Here is a 17,776-nt window from a genome sequence, read left to right as displayed (position 1 = left end):
AAAAAAAGCGCCATTGGCTATCAAAAACCAATGGCGCAAGCAAACACTAGGGGATTAGACCTTTATCTGGTTAAGTAATAAGTTTTCACAATATTGGTTTTATCAATTTTAGCAGTGAATTGAAACTGCGTAGCAGTGAGGTTGGTAGTCGTACAATATGAAGTTCCCTCAGGAAAAATCATCCCGAATTCATCTCCTAACGAGGTGGTATAATTACCAATGGTCCGCTGATTTGTCAGGCTCAACTCTACCTGATCCTCGCTGTTTAATTTAAAATCCATATAATCATCCCGGGTATAATTGAATGTTCCATTAAGAGATTGGTTCGTATTTCCCGACACTTCGATTTTATTTACCATCCATTTCCCTACAATCCGGGCTTTAAATGAAGTTTGATCCTTTTTACATGATAATAATGCCGTTGTTGCTATAAAAAGCAATCCAATAATGGTAATTTGTTTTTTCATTTAGAATAGATTTAGGGTTTTGTTATGATTAGTTAACGCCGTTTACTAAAATTTCGTACTGATTTCTAAAAAAGTGTCCGTTAAAATTATAATGATCCACTCAAACTAAATCGTTTACCAATGCGTTAAAGTTCATTTAGCGTAGGTTTATATTGGTGTTTATCAGGTATAATTTCTATTTTCGCAAAAACTAAATTGAAATACATGGAAGAATTCGAAGTAAGTGATGCATCTAAGAAAACCAAAACCGTATATATCTCTACGATTATCAGTATTGCGCTGGTTTTATTAATGCTGGGCCTGCTTGGGTTGGTAATTGTACATGCCAAAAACCTGTCTAATTACGTAAAAGAAAATATTGTGCTTAACATTATTGTTGATGAAGGCGCAAAGGAAACTGACGTTCTGGCTTTTCAAAAAGAATTAAATGCAAACCGTGCGGTAAAGCAAACCCAATATGTAAATAAAGAGTTGGCAGCAAGAAACTTAACGCAGGATTTAGGGGAAGATTTTGTTAATTTCTTAGGTTACAATCCACTCACCTCTACTTTCGATGTTTATTTAAAAGCAGAATATGCTAACAATAAAAGCATCGAAACTTTAAAAGCAAGCATTGCTAAAAACCCGGTGGTTAAAGAAGTGGTTTATCAGAGTTCTTTAATCGATATGGTAAACAAAAATATCAATACCATTGGTTTAATTATTTTGGCATTTGCAGCACTGCTTTTAATCATTGCAATTGCACTGATTAACAACACCATACGCTTAGCAATTTATTCACAAAGATTTTTAATTAAAAGTATGCAGCTGGTTGGTGCAACGAAAAACTTTATCCGACGTCCTTTTTTATTATACGCTGCCTTGCATGGTTTAATTGCTGCATTTATTGCAATCATCATCTTGTTAGCTACTTTAATTTATGCACGTAAAGAGGTTCCTGAAATTATTATCTTAAACAACTATAAAGAATTTGGCTTTGTATTCGTTGGCTTAATTATTATCGGAATATTTATTACCGGCATTAGCACCTGGTTTGCAGTGAGCAGGTATTTACGTTTAAAATCTTACAATCTTTATAGATAATGGCATTAGAAAAAAAGACAAGTCCGATTACAAAGGACACCAAAAGCGAGTTGGTTTTTACCGGGAAAAATTACAGGTTATTATTAATCAGCATTGGAATTGTAGCCTTAGGCTTCATTTTAATGATGGGAACAACCGGCGATATTTACGATTTCAGAAGGACTTTATTGGCACCAATCGTGGTGTTATCTGGCTTCGCCTTCGGTATTTATGCTATTCTTAAAAAATAATTTTATTTTAATCTGATAACCGGAACACGCTTAATTTTTCAATTTAGCGTGTTCTATTTTATTGGATATTTTCTAAAAAATTTCATGGCTCAACTAGATTATTTTAAAGCTATTATCCTGGCTATAATTGAAGGATTAACTGAATTTTTACCGGTATCGAGCACCGGGCACATGATTATTGCATCATCCTTTATGGGTATTGCCAGCGATCCGTTTGTAAAGCTATTTACCATTGCAATTCAGTTAGGCGCAATCCTTTCCGTACTGGTATTATATTTCAAAAGATTCTTTAAATCCATTAACTTTTACCTCAAATTATTGGTTGCCTTTATCCCCGCAGCAGTTTTTGGGTTACTGTTGAGCAAAAAAATTGATGAACTTTTAGAAAGTCCGATGGCTGTAGGAATCTCATTATTAGTTGGCGGTGTCATTCTTCTGTTTGTTGATAAATGGTTCAATAAGCCAACGCTTCATGAAGAGGAAGAAATCAATTACCTAACCGCTTTAAAAATTGGTTTTTTTCAATGTATAGCGATGATTCCGGGCGTTTCCCGTTCAGGAGCAACCATTATTGGCGGAATGAGCCAAAAACTAAGCAGAAAGTTAGCAGCCGAATTTTCGTTCTTTTTAGCCGTTCCGACAATGTTCGCCGCAACAGGCAAAAAATTATTCGATTTCTATAAAGAAGGAAACACCATTACACACGAACAGGTTAATTTATTAATTATTGGGAATGTAGTGGCCTTTATTGTAGCCCTTTTAGCCATTAAAAGCTTTATCGGCTTTTTAAACAAGCATGGTTTTAAAGTTTTCGGTTATTATAGAATTGCAGCCGGTCTGATCATCATTATCTTGTTGTATACCGGCCATACAATGCAAATAATTTAATCTTATCTTTGCGCAAAAAAGATTTGTGAGTACAGAAAATTCAAAGTTTAAAGATTTCAATTTTGCCGAGGGCGAACTGCTTTTAATTAACAAACCATACAAATGGACATCCTTTGATGTGGTTGGCAAAATCCGTAACTCTTTAAAGCCATTAAAACTAAAGGTAGGTCATGCAGGCACGCTGGATCCACTGGCTACCGGCTTGTTAATCATTTGCACAGGGAAATTAACCAAGCAGATAGATACTTTCCAGGCAGAAGAAAAAGAATATACCGGCACCATGATTCTAGGCGCCACTACTCCATCGTTCGATATGGAAACGGAGGTGAATCAGACTTTCGATATTTCTTCTATTACACCCGAAGAAATTTACGCTGCAACAGCACCTTTTACAGGCGATATTGAGCAGTATCCGCCTGCACATTCTGCAGTAAAAATTAATGGCGAACGTTTATATGTAAAAGCCCGTTTGGGTGAGGAAGTAGAATTGCGCAAACGCTTCGTAAGCGTACCAACCTTCGAAATCACCAGAATAGCACTCCCTGAAATAGATTTCCGGATTGTGTGCAGCAAAGGCACTTACATTCGCTCTTTGGTTTCCGATTTTGGAAAAGCCCTCAACAGCGGTGCCTACTTATCTCAGCTCACCCGTACCAGAAGTGGAAACTTTTTGCTTTCAAATTCGTTTGAGGTTTTAGAGCTTGTTAATTATATTCGTAGCAAGAAAGAAGAAATTAAAATTCAGGAATAAAGATGAACCGGATAAAAAACAAGAATGCCCGCTTTGCAAAAGAAATTCTCTTAATTGCCGCGGGGGTTACTTCAGCTTGTTTTGGTTTAAAAAGCTTCCTTATGCCCAGCCATTTTATTGATGGTGGCGTAACCGGAATCTCGCTGCTTTTAAGCACCTTAACCGGGTGGAACCTCTCCTACCTCATTGCCATTATTAATATTCCTTTTGTAATATTAGGTTTCAGACAGATTGGAAAAGGTTTTGCCATCAAAACTGCGATTGCTATTGCGGCTTTATCCGTAGCCCTCATTATATTGCCATTTCAGCCCATCACACATGATAAATTGCTGATCGCTTTTTTCGGCGGGTTGTTTTTAGGCGGAGGAATCGGTTTGGCCATGCGTGGCGGCTGCGTAATCGATGGTACGGAGGTACTCGCGCTTTACATCAGTAAAAACAGCATTTTAACCGTCGGCAATATCATCCTTATTTTAAACATTATCATCTTCGCCTTCGCGGCTTACTTTTTAAATATTGAAACGGCACTCTATGCAATATTAACTTATCTATCAGCCTCTTACACGATCGATTTTATCGTAAACGGAATAGAGCAATACACAGGCGTAACCATTATTTCAGAACATCAGGATGAAATTAAAAGTTATATCATCACAGAAATGAAACGCGGTGTAACCATTTACAAAGGCGAAGGTGGTTATGGCGAAAGAAATGATATAGACATTGTGTTTACCGTTGTAACAAAACTGGAAATGAGTAAATTACAAACAGCCATCAGAAATATAGATCCTGATGCATTTGTGATACAACAACAAATTGCTGATTTAAAAGGTGGCGTAGTGAAGCGTCATGCTTTGCATTAATAAAATATTTATAGAAATTTGGGCGTGTCCCCAAGCTACGCAAGGGGTCGGGCTGTACGCTATATTCCCGATGAAAAATCGGGAGATGCCGCTGCCATCCCTCACGCAAAACCCATAGTTTAAAAGATTATCCCATTGAAAATATACCATAACCTATCAGAATTTACCAAGCTTAACAACGCTGTAGTAACCATCGGCACTTTTGATGGTGTTCATTTCGGGCACCAGAAAATCATCAGACAATTGGTAGCAAAAGCAAAAGCAAATCACGGTGAAAGTGTAATCTTAACCTTTTTCCCACATCCAAGACTCATTATAGATCCAGAGAATCAGGATCTGAAGATGATCAATACCATTAATGAAAAGGCAGAAATATTAAAGAGCCTTGGGGTAGATCATTTAATTATCACGCCTTTTACCCGCGATTTTTCCAATCAGCTACCAGAAGACTACATCAAAAACACACTGGTAAATGATATCGGAACCAAACACATTATCATCGGTTATGATCACCGTTTTGGAAAAGACCGTACCGGTACTCTGACAGATTTGAAAGCTGCAGGCATTCATTTTGACTTTACAGTAGAAGAAATTATGGAACAGGATATTCACGATGTTGCCGTAAGTTCAACTAAAATCCGTCAGGCACTGCTGGCTGGAGATGTAGGCCTGGCATCAGATTATCTGGGTTATGCCTTTTCCATTTTCGGGCGTGTAATAAAGGGCGATAAAATTGGCAGAACAATTGGTTTTCCAACGGCCAACATTTTTGTAGAAGAAACCTATAAGCTTATTCCCGGTGATGGCATTTACGCCGTAACGGTAGCGATGAGTTTAGGGTCAGAAGTCCATAATCATGAGTCGCGCAATGCCAAACTTCAGACTCCGGAGTCCGGACTCCGGACTTTCAAAGGTATGGCTTACATCGGCCAAAGGCCAACCATTAACGGCATGACCAGAAATATTGAAGTAAATATCTTCGATTTTAACCAGGAAATTTATGGTCAGGATATCAAAATGAATTTCCTAAAATTCCTTCGTCACGATGTAAAATTTACCGGTTTGGAAGCTTTGAAAGTACAGCTCCATAAGGATAAAGAAGATACCTTAGCTTACTTCTCAGCTCTGGAATAGGGAAGTTTAATCGAAATTTAACTTTCAAAAAAGCCTCATTTTCGCTATATTAGCAGCAATGAGGCTTTTTTATATAATTATTTTTTTAAGTACGCTGGTGAGTTTCGCAAGCTTTGCTGCTCCAAAAAAAGATAACACCTCAAAAATTCAGTCGGCACAACCCGTTCGCAACTTCAAAAAAAGCACTTTTAAATTTCACTTCGGCCATACGCAAGATCAGGAAAGTTTCCAAAAAGACCTGATGAATCATACTGTTGTAAAAAATTTTTTAGTTGTATTTGCTGTTTTGATTATGGCGTTACTACTTTCCATCACTTCAACAATTAGTAAGGCGGTTTTAAAACGGTTAAAACACAACTATTGGTGCTTGTTTAAAATGCTTTATCCGAAACACTTTTTCTGGTAAATACTGTTTTGCGCACCACCATGCGGTGGAATACACAGCCGGCCTGCCCGGAAATTATTTACCACAATACCGATTAACAAAATGCATTTACCAGATTTAATTGCCGATTTAGGATTAATCCTCGCCGCAGCAGGGATTACCACACTCATATTTAAAAGAATAAAGCAGCCCCTGGTTTTAGGTTATATTTTAGCGGGTTTACTTGTTGGCCCACATTTAGATTTTTTTCCATCCGTTACCGATACTAAAAGCATTAACATTTGGGGTGAGATTGGTGTAATCTTCCTGCTCTTTAGCCTGGGTTTAGAATTCAGTTTTAAAAAACTTGTTAAAGTAGGTGGCTCAGCTTCCATTACTGCCATTGTAAAAGTACTTTTCATCATCCTTGCAGGTTATTTAACGGGTAAAGCAATGGGGTGGAAAGATATGGATAGCCTTTTCTTTGGTGGAATTTTGTCCATTTCATCAACCATGATCGCCATTAAAGCTTTTGAAGAATTAGGGTTGAAACATAAAAAATTCGCTGGTTTAGTTTTCGGTGTTTTAATTGTAGAAGATTTACTGGCTATTTTACTCCTGGTTTTATTCTCCACGCTTGCGGTGAGCCAGCAATCTGCCGGAACAGAAATGGTCATGTCTATCTTAAAATTAGCATTTTTCCTTGTTCTTTGGTTTTTAGCGGGAATATTTTTAATCCCATCATTTTTAAAAGCGACCAAAAAATTAATGAATGATGAAACCATGCTCGTGGTTTCTTTGGCGCTTTGTTTGGTGATGGTGCTGCTGGCCGATAAGGTTGGTTTCTCTCCCGCATTAGGGGCATTTATTATGGGCTCAATCCTGGCCGAAACAACACAGGCAGAAAGAATAGAACATTTAACCAAATCAGTTAAGGATTTGTTCGCCGCTGTTTTCTTTGTATCAGTAGGAATGCTGATCGAACCTGCAATGCTGGTTAAATATGCCGGACCCATTATCTTAGCTACTGTTGTAATCATCTCCGGGAAAATTTTATTTACCATTTTGGGGGCTTTACTTTCTGGCCAGCCTTTAAAAACTGCTGTACAGTCTGGCATGAGTTTGGCGCAAATAGGCGAATTTTCATTTATCATTGCATCATTAGGTTTAACCTTAAAAGTAACCAGCGATTTCCTTTACCCCATCGCTGTTGCCGCAGCAGCAATTACTACTTTTACATCGCCTTATCTAATCAAATTGTCCGAGCCGTTTTATAATTTTTTAAACAGGATTTTACCAAAGAAATGGCTTGATGGAATCTCGAGATACAGCTCCAGTACTGAAGGGATGACTACTTTAAGCGATTGGAAAATCCTTTTGCGCGGATATGCTTTTAACACCGTAATTCATTCCGTAATTATAGTCTCCATTATTTTCCTTGCATCCCGGTACCTCCAGCCTTTTATTGCCAATAACGTTGTAAACGGCATGAAATCTACCATTATTAGTTTGGTGGTTTCGTTCGTAATCATGGCCCCTTTTTTATGGGCGCTGTCCATCAGGAGGATTCAGAAAACTGCCTATTCGCATTTGTGGCTCAGCAAAAAATTTACGCGGGGGCCGCTTATCGCAATTGAGGCTTTTAGAATTGCCTTAGGTGTGTTTTTCGTGGGTTTCCTGGTATACGAATTTTTCGATACCTGGATAGCTGCCGGATTAGCACTGGTGCTCATGGTGTTGATGATGTTTATCTTCTCTAGAAAACTCCAGTCGTTTTATAATAAGCTGGAAAAACGTTTCATCTTAAACCTGAATGCCAGGGAAAATCAAAAACCAGATATTTTACCCTGGGATACCCACTTAACAGAACTGGTGGTTTCGCCGGAATCGGAGGTAGTTGGCCAAACACTTGCCAGCCTGATGATCCGTGAAAAATATGGTGTAAACATTGCCATGATTGAACGCGGAAGAACCAATATTCCAACACCGGGTAGAGATGAAAGACTTTACCCGAATGATAAACTATTGCTGATTGGTGCAGATGATCAACTGGCAGCGGTAAAGACAATTTTAGAGGTTGATATTCCGGAGACAGAAAGCGAGAAAAACTTCCCTGATAAGGAAATGACCTTACAGAAAGTTGTGGTCAACTTGGAATCTCCTGTTTATGGTTTAAGCATCAGAAATGCAGGTATTCGGGAAAAAGCACAGGCGCTGGTTGTTGGAATTGAACGTGGAACGGAAAGAATTTTAAACCCATCATCTGATTTCACTTTTGATAATGGTGATGTGATCTGGATTGTCGGGAATAATAAGAAAATTAAAGAGGTAATATAGAAAGTCCGGAGTCGGGAGTCTTTAGTCCGGAGTCGATATCGCCTTACGACTTCAGACTCCCGACTTCGGACTTATTTTTATATCTTCGTATACAACCCTACCTATGAAAGTTGATATAGAAAAAAGTGAGTTTCTGGATGATATGATTGAGCAATGGCAAAATGATGGCTTAATCAATGCAGAAACGGGAAACAAACTTCGCCAGAGTTATGAAGCCAAAAATTTTGATTGGTTAAGACTTGCTCAATATGCCTTTTGGGTAGCTTTAGCTTGTGGCTTTATAGCGCTTGGATCTTTATTGATCGACAATGCAATTCTGAATTATCTCAAAAGGGTTTACAACACACCAAATATTGTAATTGCGCTGGTTTCTGGCGGACTTGCAGGCTGGCTCTATATTTTAGGTTTCCGAAGGAAGAAAAAGCTTCCCAATCTGCGTTTCAGCAACGAAGCGATCGTATTTTCAGCGATATTACTCACGGCGAATGCCATTGCTTATTTTGGCAAGTCGCTCGATAATGGCTCTGGGAATTTCACTGTTTTGATCCTGATTTCCGTGTTTATCTACGGCGGACTAGGATATTTTTTCAACTCCAAGTTGATCTGGATTTTTGCCTTAATATCTTTAGGTGCCTGGTTTGGTACTGAAACCGGCTATTTAAGCCGCTGGAACTATTATTTCCTCGGAATGAATTACCCGCTGAGATTTGTGGTGTTCGGTGCTGCACTAACAGCATCATCTTTCATTATGAAGGCAATCCCCAAAACAAAACAATTTTTCCAGGTAACTTACCTTGCCGGAATGGTTTATTTATTCATCTCCCTCTGGGCTTTGTCGGTTTTTGGAAACTTCGCCAGTTTAGAGGAGTGGTATTCGGTTAGGCAGTTGAACTTGTTTTATTGGGCCTTAATTTCTGCTATAGTTTGCGTAGGTAGCACTTTATATGGTTTAAAATACCGCGATGATATTGCCCGTGAATTTGGAATTACTTTTCTCTTTGTAAATCTCTATACCCGCTATTTTGAATACTTCTGGGATAGCTGGCACAAAGCACTCTTCTTTTCAGTATTGGCGGCATCGTTCTGGCTCATCGGCAGAAAAGCAGAGAAAATCTGGAATGTAGAATTTTTAAAGTAAGAAGTGTTTTAATAAAAAAGATTTCTTCAAGATGAGGCTGAGGGTTTTCGATATATATATATGTATTCAATTGTCGTTTTTCGTCTGACGTTTTTCTTTTTAGGAGTAGGCTTCTTGTTTTGGTCTTTAACATTGTCCTTGCTCTTGATCCATTTTAAGAACGGTAATCATTGCTGTAATTAGGGGCTGAGTAATAAGCTTTACCACCCTGCAACTCCCAACTAAGGACTAAAGACTTACGACTCAAGACTAAAACCCTAAAGGATAACAACAATCTGTTTCACGATCAGGTAAGCCGCCAGTACATATAAAAATATGGCAATAGATTTATTAATAATCAGGCTACTTAAGGCGAATTTCTCCTGGATAAAGGTGGCAAAATGCGCATAAACATATAGTGCTCCGGCGGAGCCAAAACCAGAGCCAATAGCAAAAATAATCAGGGATAAATAATCCGTTTCTATCCATTCGTGCAAGATTACATAATTGCCAAAGAATAGCCAAAAAGGAATTTGAACCGGATTCAGTACGCCCAGGATCAGGCCATACAACACACTTCCGCTTCGCTTATCTTCCTTTTTATTACTGGTTACCGGTACCTTTTTCCGGTTAGCCCAGGTAATTGTTCCCATGGTAATGAACATGAGAATCATAAAGCAATCTACCAAAGTGCCTAACCTTACTTCACTTACGGCCTCGTTAGGGTTGATATCACTCATGGCCCAACGGGCAAAACGCATCATCCCGAAGGTAAAAAATATCTCTACACAGGAAAATGAGATGATAAAATACCACACCTGACGCATGCCTTTATTAATGGCAAGTTGCGCAACCGTAAGGTTGATATTGCCAGGGGGAATGTAGCCCATGGCATTGAGAATGATGCCTATAAAAAAGGTGAGGAAAAGCATTGCCGAAATTATGGATTTAAATTTAAATGCGATGCTAAATATTTGCCGGTATAAGAATTTTTCTCTTTAATTAAATCTTCAGGCAGGCCTTCAAAAACCAGCTTGCCTCCGCCATCGCCACCTTCCGGACCGATATCGATTACCCAATCTGCACATTTAATCATATCCATATTGTGTTCAATCACTAAAATAGTATTCCCCTGCTCTATCAAAGTGTTTAAAGCCTTCAATAGTTTCTTAATATCGTGAAAGTGCAATCCTGTTGTTGGCTCATCAAAAATGAATAACGTTTTATTGGCATTATTGCCTTTGATCAGGAACGATGCCAGTTTAATCCGCTGTGCTTCCCCTCCTGACAAGGTATTTGATGATTGACCCAAATGCACATAGCCCAAACCAACATCTACCAATGGATTCAGTTTATTTAAAATCTTCTGCTCATCGGCAAAGAAATCAACCGCTTCATCGATGGTCATATCCAGAATTTCAGAAACATTTTTTTCTTTGTAAGTAATGTCTAAAACCTGCTGTTTAAACCTTTTTCCACCGCAAGCCTCACATGGCAAATAAATATCCGCCATGAACTGCATTTCGATTTTCACTTCACCCTCACCCTGGCAAACATCGCAACGTCCGCCTTCCACATTGAAAGAGAACGCCGCAGGCTTCAATCCGGCAGCTTTAGCAGCAGCCAAACCTGAAAACAGCGCACGGATATCATCCCAGGCTTTAACATAGGTAACCGGATTCGAACGACTTGAACGACCAATCGGATTCTGATCCACCATCTCTACAGCACTTACTAAATCGGTATTTCCGAAAATACCATCATAAGCACCAGTTTGCTCACCAGCATAATTACCAATGGCTTTCTGCAAAGCAGGATAAAGGATTTTCTTTACCAAACTTGTTTTTCCAGAGCCCGAAACGCCACTCACAGCAGTAAAAACACCCAATGGAAACTTTACATCAATATTTTGAAGGTTATTTTCTCTGGCACCTTTAATCAGGATATGATCTTTCCATTTCCGACGCTTTTCCGGGATGGCAATTTTTTCTATGCCAGCTAAATAACGCCCGGTTAAGCTCTTGGTATCTTGTAATATTTCTTCGTAATTGCCGCTAAAAACCAGGTTACCGCCATGCGTACCTGCTTCCGGGCCAATATCAATAATATAATCAGCTGCACGCATCATTTCCTCCTCATGTTCTACCACGATAACGGTATTCCCAACGTTCCTTAAAGATATCAGTACCTCAATTAATTTGTTGGTATCCCGCGGATGGAGTCCGATACTGGGTTCATCCAACACATAGATGGAACCGACCAGGCTACTGCCTAATGAAGTTGCTAAATTGATTCTTTGCGATTCACCGCCAGATAGGGTATTAGATAAACGATTCAGCGTTAAGTAACCCAAACCTACATTGTTCAGGTAAAGGAACCGGTTATCAATTTCAGCCAATAAACGTTTTGCAATTTTAGCATCATTTACACCCAGTTTTAAATCATTGAAGAAAACCAGTGCTTTAGACAATGGCATCAATACAATGTCAATGATAGATTTTTCAGCAATCTTTACATAAGATGCATCTTTACGTAAACGAGATCCCTGACAATCGGGGCAGGTTGTTTTTCCGCGGTAGCGCGATAACATTACCCGGTATTGTATTTTATAGGTTTGTTCTTCCAGTTCTTTGAAAAAAGCATCAAGTCCGGCAAAATATTTATTACCCGACCAAAGTAAACGCTGTTCTTTATTGGTGAGCTGGCTATATGCCCTATGAATAGGAAAATCAAATTTTGGAGCGGCTTTAACAAAGTTCTGCAGCCAAACGCTCATCTTCTCCCCTCTCCAGGGCGCAATGGCATTGTCGTAAACACTTTTACTTTTATCCGGAATCACCAAATCTTCATCAATACCGATTACATTTCCGTAACCTTCACAGCGTTTACAGGCACCGTATGGATTATTAAAGGAGAAAAAATTAGGCGTTGGTTCTTCAAAGCGAATGCCATCCAACTCAAACCGATCGCTAAAATGTTTGGTTTTCCCTTCGGCTTCTACATAACAATCTCCTTTTCCTTCAAAGAAAGCAGTTTGTGCAGAATCTGCCAATCGGCTTAAAGTTTCTTCTTCCTGATTAACAACGATCCGATCGATCAGAATTTGCACCGTTTTATCATCAGTTAATTCTGAATCCTTAAAATCTGCATCATCAAGAACCGATTCTATTTTTAAAATTTTCTCATCAATCAGCACCCGTAGAAAACCCTTCTGTAATAAGATGGCAAGTTCTTCTTTAATAGTCCGGTTGTTGTGTGGATAGAGCGGGCAAAAAATGGTTACCGTTGTATCTTCGGGCATGGCGCCTACATAATCTACCACAGCACTTACCGAATCTTTTTTCACCTCTTTACCAGATATCGGGGAGATTGTTTTTCCGATCCGGGAGAAGAGCAATTTCAGGTAATCATAAATTTCTGTTGAGGTACCTACTGTTGAACGGGGATTGGAAGTAATCACCTTTTGTTCTATGGCTATGGCAGGCGCAATTCCTTTAATATAATCTACATCAGGTTTATTCATTCTCCCCATAAACTGCCGGGCATAAGATGATAAACTCTCTACGTAACGGCGTTGTCCTTCAGCATATAAAGTATCAAATGCAAGCGAAGATTTCCCCGAACCAGACATACCCGTAACCACCACCAGTTTATTTTTCGGAATAGCAACATCTATGTTTTTAAGGTTGTGCACACGGGCACCTTTAATGATTATATTTTTATGCGGATCTTTTTCGGCCTCTTTTTTGCTCATGTATCGTTAAGAATATATTATGAAAACCCCAGAAAGTAATTTGGGTTTTAAGATGATACAAAAATAGGGTACTGAGACGGTTAATTTATTTTTTAACATTTTATTTTTTGCATTTTGATAAAAAAATAACTTTCTTTGGGCATTAACAACCTCAAAACCAAACCAACTCAATCAAAAAACATAGGAGATAAGCTATAGAAATTAAACATCTACAAATTAATTTTTAGCAAACAGTACGGGATTTAGTGTAGGTAAACCTATGAATTTACAATCATATAACGATCAGGACCTCGTAAAGGTATATATTACCGGAAACGAGAACGGATTGCAGGAACTTTTACGAAGACATAAAAGCAAGATTTATACTTCTATCTACTTATTGGTTAAGGACCAATATCTGGCAGAGGATATTTTTCAGGATGCCTTTATCAAAGTAATTAACACGCTGCGATCAGGAAGATATAACGAAGAGGGAAAGTTTTTGCCTTGGGTAATGCGGATTGCGCATAACCTCGTTATTGATCATTTCAGAAAAGAGAAACGAACTCCAATCATCACCAGTTCTGATGGAATGGATGTCTTCAATACGCTACAGTTTTATGATGAGAGCGCGGAAGATAAAATGCTTCGTGATCAAACCCATAAAGATCTAAAGGAAATGATTCATTTATTGCCTGATGAGCAGAAGGAAGTGCTTCTAATGCGTCATTATGCCGATTTGAGTTTCAAGGAAATAGCAGATTTAACCGATGTAAGCATCAATACCGCGTTAGGGCGTATGCGCTATGCCTTGAGTAATCTGAGGAAAATGCTTAAAACGAAAGAGATGACATACAAAGGGTAGCGTAAATGTTACGTTTTTTGTAGTAGGCTATAAAATAAAGCATCTGAACTATCGTTAAGTTTATAAACTTATCACATTTAGTTGCTTATGACAAAAACCTCTACATCAAACACAAGTGTAAACTTACCTATTCAAAACATGTTTCAGCCTAAAACTGACATCGAATCTGACGCAGAAATCAGCTTATTTTATGATCAAATAAAAGGTAAGCTAGATCGTTTAGCGAAAAATCCTCAGGATGAAACCATCAAGAAGATCTTAGCCTACAGCAGAAAGAAGTAAGAATTTACATGAGCTAAAAAAGGCTGTTCTACAAGTGTAGGGCAGCCTTTTACTTTTTTGCGATATTTATCCGGTTCAAAATATAGAAATGCTGCTTTATTTAAAATAATGGTAGCGTTGCGTACCAGGGACAGGCACCACTAAGATGGCCGGATTTTTACAATTTTAAAAAATAAAAAGCCATACCTTTGCATAGTGTAATTCTAACACTAAGTACGCTATGAATAAAAATCTTCTGCCCTTAACTTTAGGTGGTTTAGGCATCGGAATAACAGAATTTGTAATGATGGGACTGCTTCCGGACATTGCCAAAGATTTAACGGTAAGCATTCCCAAAGCCGGACATTTAATTTCCGCATACGCATTAGGCGTGGTTATTGGCGCTCCATTATTAATTATGATTGCCGGAAAATATCCGCCTAAAAAAATCCTCATCGCATTAATGGTTATGTTTACCGCTTTTAATGCATTTTCTGCATTTGCACCAACCTTTAATACTTTATTTATTGCCCGGTTACTTTCCGGCTTACCCCACGGCGCGTTTTTTGGTGTTGGTTCTGTAGTAGCCAGCCGGATAGCTAAAAAAGGAAAAGAAGCACAAGCAGTTTCGCTGATGTTTATGGGTTTAACCATTGCCAATATTGTGGGCGTTCCGTTGGGTACCTTTATCGGACATAACTTCTCCTGGCGCATTTCGTTCGCAGTAGTGGTTGCCGTTGGCTTGATTACTTTGTTAAGCCTTAAATTATGGCTTCCGGCTTTAGAAGCCGCCAAAAACCGCGACCTGAAAGCCGAACTCAGTTTCTTTAAAAAGAGAGAAGCATGGATTATCATCTTAATGATCTCCATCGGTACAGGTGGTTTATTTACCTGGTACAGTTACATTGCGCCATTGATGACTGATGTTGCAGGCTTTTCACCAGAATCGGTAACCTATATTTTGATGCTTGCCGGCTTAGGTATGATGGCGGGAAACTTTATCGGCGGCTTACTGGCGGATAAATATTCACCGGCCAAAGCCTCAGCTGTGTTGTTACTGGCGATGGTTGTTGCCCTAACTATTGTACATTTCGTTTCCGGAAACCAGGTTTTTGCACTCGTGATGACCTTTATCACTGGTGCAGTTGCTTTTTCACTTGCCGCACCCATCCAGATGTTAATGATTCAATCGGCCAAAGGTTCTGAAATGCTGGCCGCATCTGCCAGTCAGGCGAGTTTTAATATCGGAAATGCCCTGGGTGCCTTTTTTGGAGGATTGCCTTTGGTTTATGGTTTTGACTACACGTCTCCAGCTTATGTAGGTGCCGCTATGGCATTAATTGGTGCCTTTTTCGCCTTTTGGCTAATTAAAAGCAAATCTGGTAAAGGATCCGTAGCAACAGCACAAAAGTATGTCGTAATGCATTAATTATTTTCCTGAATCTTTATGCAAAGCAGAGAAAGTGGTAACTCACCAATTTGCTTGTTATATTTGCCCATGCTTAAAAAAGAACGTTATAAACTTTTTGTAGAACATTTCTCGGCCAAACAGCCAGATGCAGAAACCGAATTACATTACAATAATCCATACCAATTATTGGTTGCGGTAATTCTTTCTGCTCAATGTACCGATAAGCGGGTGAATATGGTTACACCTGCCTTATTTCAACGCTTCCCAAATGCAAAAGCACTGGCTGAAGTTACACCAGATATTGTTTTTGATTATATAAAAAGCATTAGCTATCCAAATAATAAAGCAAAACACCTGGTGGGCATGGCCAATATCCTGGTTAATGAATTTAATGACGTGGTTCCTTCCGGGATAGATGACCTGCAAAAAATGCCAGGCGTAGGGCGTAAAACCGCTAATGTAATTGCTTCAGTAATTTATAACGCACCGGCGATGGCTGTAGATACACACGTATTTCGCGTGGCTAACCGCCTGGGATTAACGGATGGTAAAACACCTTTAGCAGTAGAAAAAGACCTGGTTAAAAATTTACCACAACACGATATCCATATTGCACACCATTGGCTTATTCTTCATGGAAGATACGTTTGTGTAGCCAGAAACCCTAAATGCGAAGTGTGTGAAATTACCTATATGTGCCGCTATTTCGAACGGCTAACGGCTCAAAAGGAACGCGACTTACTTAAAATAAAAATAATTTAACTTTACTATTGACATTAGCTAAAAAACTTTTAACTTAGCTAAATATTTTAGCAATACAAGTTATTAACACGAGCATATTTAGCCGACAATTCAATTATATTTACGGAATCAAATTTTAAAAAAATGGCAAGCGCAAATCCTGATAAATTAAAAGCATTACAGTTAACTCTAGATAAATTAGAAAAATCTTATGGTAAAGGTACCATCATGAAACTTGGTGATACTGCTATCGAACCTATTGATTTTATCTCAACTGGTTCAATCAGTTTAGATATCGCATTAGGTATAGGCGGTATTCCAAAAGGAAGGGTAATCGAAATCTATGGCCCGGAATCTTCTGGTAAAACAACTTTAGCTACCCATATTATTGCTGAAGCACAGAAAAAAGGCGGTATAGCAGCATTTATTGATGCGGAACATGCTTTCGATCAGTTTTATGCGAAAAAATTAGGGGTTGATACTGACAACTTATTAATTTCTCAACCAGATAATGGTGAGCAGGCATTGGAGATTGCTGATAACTTAATTCGCTCTGGTGCTATTGATGTGATCGTGATTGACTCTGTCGCAGCATTGGTTCCTAAAAGTGAAATTGAAGGTGAAATGGGCGACAGTAAAATGGGCTTACACGCACGTTTAATGAGTCAGGCCTTAAGGAAGCTAACCGGAACGATTTCAAAAACCGGATGTTGCTGTATTTTCATCAATCAGTTACGTGATAAGATTGGAGTGATGTTTGGTAACCCGGAAACCACAACTGGTGGTAACGCATTAAAATTCTATGCTTCGGTACGTCTGGACATCCGTAGGATTTCACAAATTAAAGATTCTGACGAAGTTTCAGGTAACCGTGTTAAAGTTAAAATCGTTAAAAATAAAGTGGCTCCACCTTTCCGAATTGCAGAATTTGACGTAATGTTTGGTGAAGGAATTTCGAAAAATGGTGAGATCGTAGATTTAGGTGTTGACTTCGGAATTATCAAAAAAGCCGGTTCATGGTACTCTTACGGAGATACTAAATTAGGTCAAGGTAGAGATGCAGTAAAACAACTGTTAAGTGATAACCCTGAATTGGCAGATGAACTTGAAATTAAGATTAAAGCTGAAGTAACCGGAGAAAAACTGGCTGAGAAATAACTCAAAATATAAAGGAGAAAAGCGCTGAATCAGCGCTTTTTTTGTTAAAAGGAAAATTAGTTCTGGCTAAATATTGCGTTAAAATCTTTGGTTACATAAACGATAACTAATAATGCCGAAATAATCAAGGCGCCTAAAATAATTACCCCCCAACTCCCGTTCAGCTTATTTTTGTCTTTTCTAATCAGGTAATATAAAATTCCGATAAGTGGTATCGCGCAAACGATCCAGAATATCAATGATGCTCCAGTCATATCTATAAATTCAATTTAATTATTCTTAATTGGAAGTTTAGAATTGCAATTGTGTTGTTTAGCTAATCCTTTCCCTAGCGCTCCAAACACCTCACCTATCTAAACCTCTAACCTATCTA

The 17,776-nt window shown here is 38.6% G+C and carries 18 protein-coding genes; 14 read left to right on the top strand and 4 right to left on the bottom strand.

The annotated features are described in order from the left end of the window. Positions 1 to 62: 62 nt before the first annotated feature. Positions 63 to 467 carry a hypothetical protein gene (locus GJU39_RS01600; protein ID WP_154278939.1) on the bottom strand — a complete coding sequence of 135 codons (405 nt, stop codon included), beginning with the start codon at positions 465 to 467 and terminating at the stop codon, positions 63 to 65. Between the two features lie 204 nt (positions 468 to 671). On the opposite strand from GJU39_RS01600, the gene GJU39_RS01595 reads away from it, so the two are divergent. The 9 genes from GJU39_RS01595 to GJU39_RS01555 all read left to right on the top strand — a co-directional run bounded on the left by GJU39_RS01595 (position 672) and on the right by GJU39_RS01555 (position 9,255). Further along, complete coding sequence (locus tag GJU39_RS01595) at positions 672 to 1,550, top strand: cell division protein FtsX (protein WP_154278938.1); 879 nt, start codon at positions 672 to 674, stop codon at positions 1,548 to 1,550. After that, positions 1,550 to 1,780, top strand: coding sequence for a DUF3098 domain-containing protein (locus GJU39_RS01590; protein WP_154278937.1), 231 nt, complete (start codon positions 1,550 to 1,552; stop codon positions 1,778 to 1,780). The genes GJU39_RS01595 and GJU39_RS01590 overlap by 1 nt, the downstream gene beginning before the upstream one ends. An 84-nt stretch (positions 1,781 to 1,864) precedes the next feature. Further along, positions 1,865 to 2,668, top strand: a complete 804-nt coding sequence (locus GJU39_RS01585; RefSeq protein WP_154278936.1) for an undecaprenyl-diphosphate phosphatase — start codon at positions 1,865 to 1,867, stop codon at positions 2,666 to 2,668. Positions 2,669 to 2,693: 25 nt separating this feature from the next. After that, entirely contained in the window at positions 2,694 to 3,419 is a 726-nt protein-coding gene (gene truB, locus GJU39_RS01580) for a tRNA pseudouridine(55) synthase TruB (protein WP_342448163.1), read from the top strand. Between the two features lie 2 nt (positions 3,420 to 3,421). Beyond that, entirely contained in the window at positions 3,422 to 4,282 is an 861-nt protein-coding gene (locus GJU39_RS01575) for a YitT family protein (protein ID WP_154278935.1), read from the top strand. 135 nt (positions 4,283 to 4,417) lie between these two features. After that, complete coding sequence (locus GJU39_RS01570; RefSeq protein WP_154278934.1) at positions 4,418 to 5,416, top strand: bifunctional riboflavin kinase/FAD synthetase; 999 nt, start codon at positions 4,418 to 4,420, stop codon at positions 5,414 to 5,416. Positions 5,417 to 5,474: 58 nt separating this feature from the next. After that, complete coding sequence (locus GJU39_RS01565; RefSeq protein ID WP_154278933.1) at positions 5,475 to 5,822, top strand: hypothetical protein; 348 nt, start codon at positions 5,475 to 5,477, stop codon at positions 5,820 to 5,822. Between the two features lie 81 nt (positions 5,823 to 5,903). Beyond that, positions 5,904 to 8,117 carry a cation:proton antiporter domain-containing protein gene (locus tag GJU39_RS01560; protein ID WP_154278932.1) on the top strand — a complete coding sequence of 738 codons (2,214 nt, stop codon included), beginning with the start codon at positions 5,904 to 5,906 and terminating at the stop codon, positions 8,115 to 8,117. Between the two features lie 103 nt (positions 8,118 to 8,220). Next, positions 8,221 to 9,255, top strand: a complete 1,035-nt coding sequence (locus tag GJU39_RS01555) for a DUF2157 domain-containing protein (protein WP_154278931.1) — start codon at positions 8,221 to 8,223, stop codon at positions 9,253 to 9,255. Positions 9,256 to 9,512: 257 nt separating this feature from the next. On the opposite strand, the gene GJU39_RS01550 is transcribed toward GJU39_RS01555, so the two are convergent. Both GJU39_RS01550 and uvrA read right to left on the bottom strand, forming a co-directional pair. Continuing rightward, positions 9,513 to 10,166: a LysE family transporter gene (locus tag GJU39_RS01550; protein ID WP_154278930.1), complete on the bottom strand. Its 654-nt coding sequence runs from the start codon at positions 10,164 to 10,166 to the stop codon at positions 9,513 to 9,515. An 8-nt stretch (positions 10,167 to 10,174) separates the two neighbouring features. Continuing rightward, a complete protein-coding gene (gene uvrA, locus GJU39_RS01545) occupies positions 10,175 to 12,988 on the bottom strand; it encodes an excinuclease ABC subunit UvrA (protein ID WP_154278929.1) in 2,814 nt (937 codons plus the stop codon). 259 nt (positions 12,989 to 13,247) lie between these two features. Between uvrA and GJU39_RS01540 the strand changes: the two genes are divergently transcribed. The 5 genes from GJU39_RS01540 (at position 13,248) to recA (ending at position 17,403) form a co-directional block, all read left to right on the top strand. Beyond that, positions 13,248 to 13,832, top strand: a complete 585-nt coding sequence (locus GJU39_RS01540; protein ID WP_154278928.1) for an RNA polymerase sigma factor — start codon at positions 13,248 to 13,250, stop codon at positions 13,830 to 13,832. 87 nt (positions 13,833 to 13,919) lie between these two features. Further along, complete coding sequence (locus GJU39_RS01535; protein ID WP_154278927.1) at positions 13,920 to 14,114, top strand: hypothetical protein; 195 nt, start codon at positions 13,920 to 13,922, stop codon at positions 14,112 to 14,114. 220 nt (positions 14,115 to 14,334) lie between these two features. Beyond that, on the top strand, positions 14,335 to 15,522 hold the full coding sequence (locus GJU39_RS01530) for an MFS transporter (protein ID WP_154278926.1): 1,188 nt from the start codon (positions 14,335 to 14,337) through the stop codon (positions 15,520 to 15,522). Between the two features lie 69 nt (positions 15,523 to 15,591). Then, positions 15,592 to 16,266, top strand: a complete 675-nt coding sequence (nth, locus tag GJU39_RS01525) for an endonuclease III (RefSeq protein WP_154278925.1) — start codon at positions 15,592 to 15,594, stop codon at positions 16,264 to 16,266. 123 nt (positions 16,267 to 16,389) lie between these two features. Next, on the top strand, positions 16,390 to 17,403 hold the full coding sequence (recA, locus tag GJU39_RS01520; protein ID WP_154278924.1) for a recombinase RecA: 1,014 nt from the start codon (positions 16,390 to 16,392) through the stop codon (positions 17,401 to 17,403). Between the two features lie 56 nt (positions 17,404 to 17,459). Here recA and GJU39_RS01515 read toward each other — a convergent pair whose 3' ends face one another. Continuing rightward, positions 17,460 to 17,657 (bottom strand): hypothetical protein, encoded by a 198-nt coding sequence (locus GJU39_RS01515; protein ID WP_154278923.1) that lies wholly within the window; start codon positions 17,655 to 17,657, stop codon positions 17,460 to 17,462. Positions 17,658 to 17,776: the final 119 nt, after the last annotated feature.

The sequence above is a fragment of the Pedobacter petrophilus genome (assembly GCF_009674725.1).
GTDB lineage: Bacteria > Bacteroidota > Bacteroidia > Sphingobacteriales > Sphingobacteriaceae > Pedobacter > Pedobacter petrophilus.
This window is presented reverse-complemented; position numbering and strand designations above follow the sequence as displayed.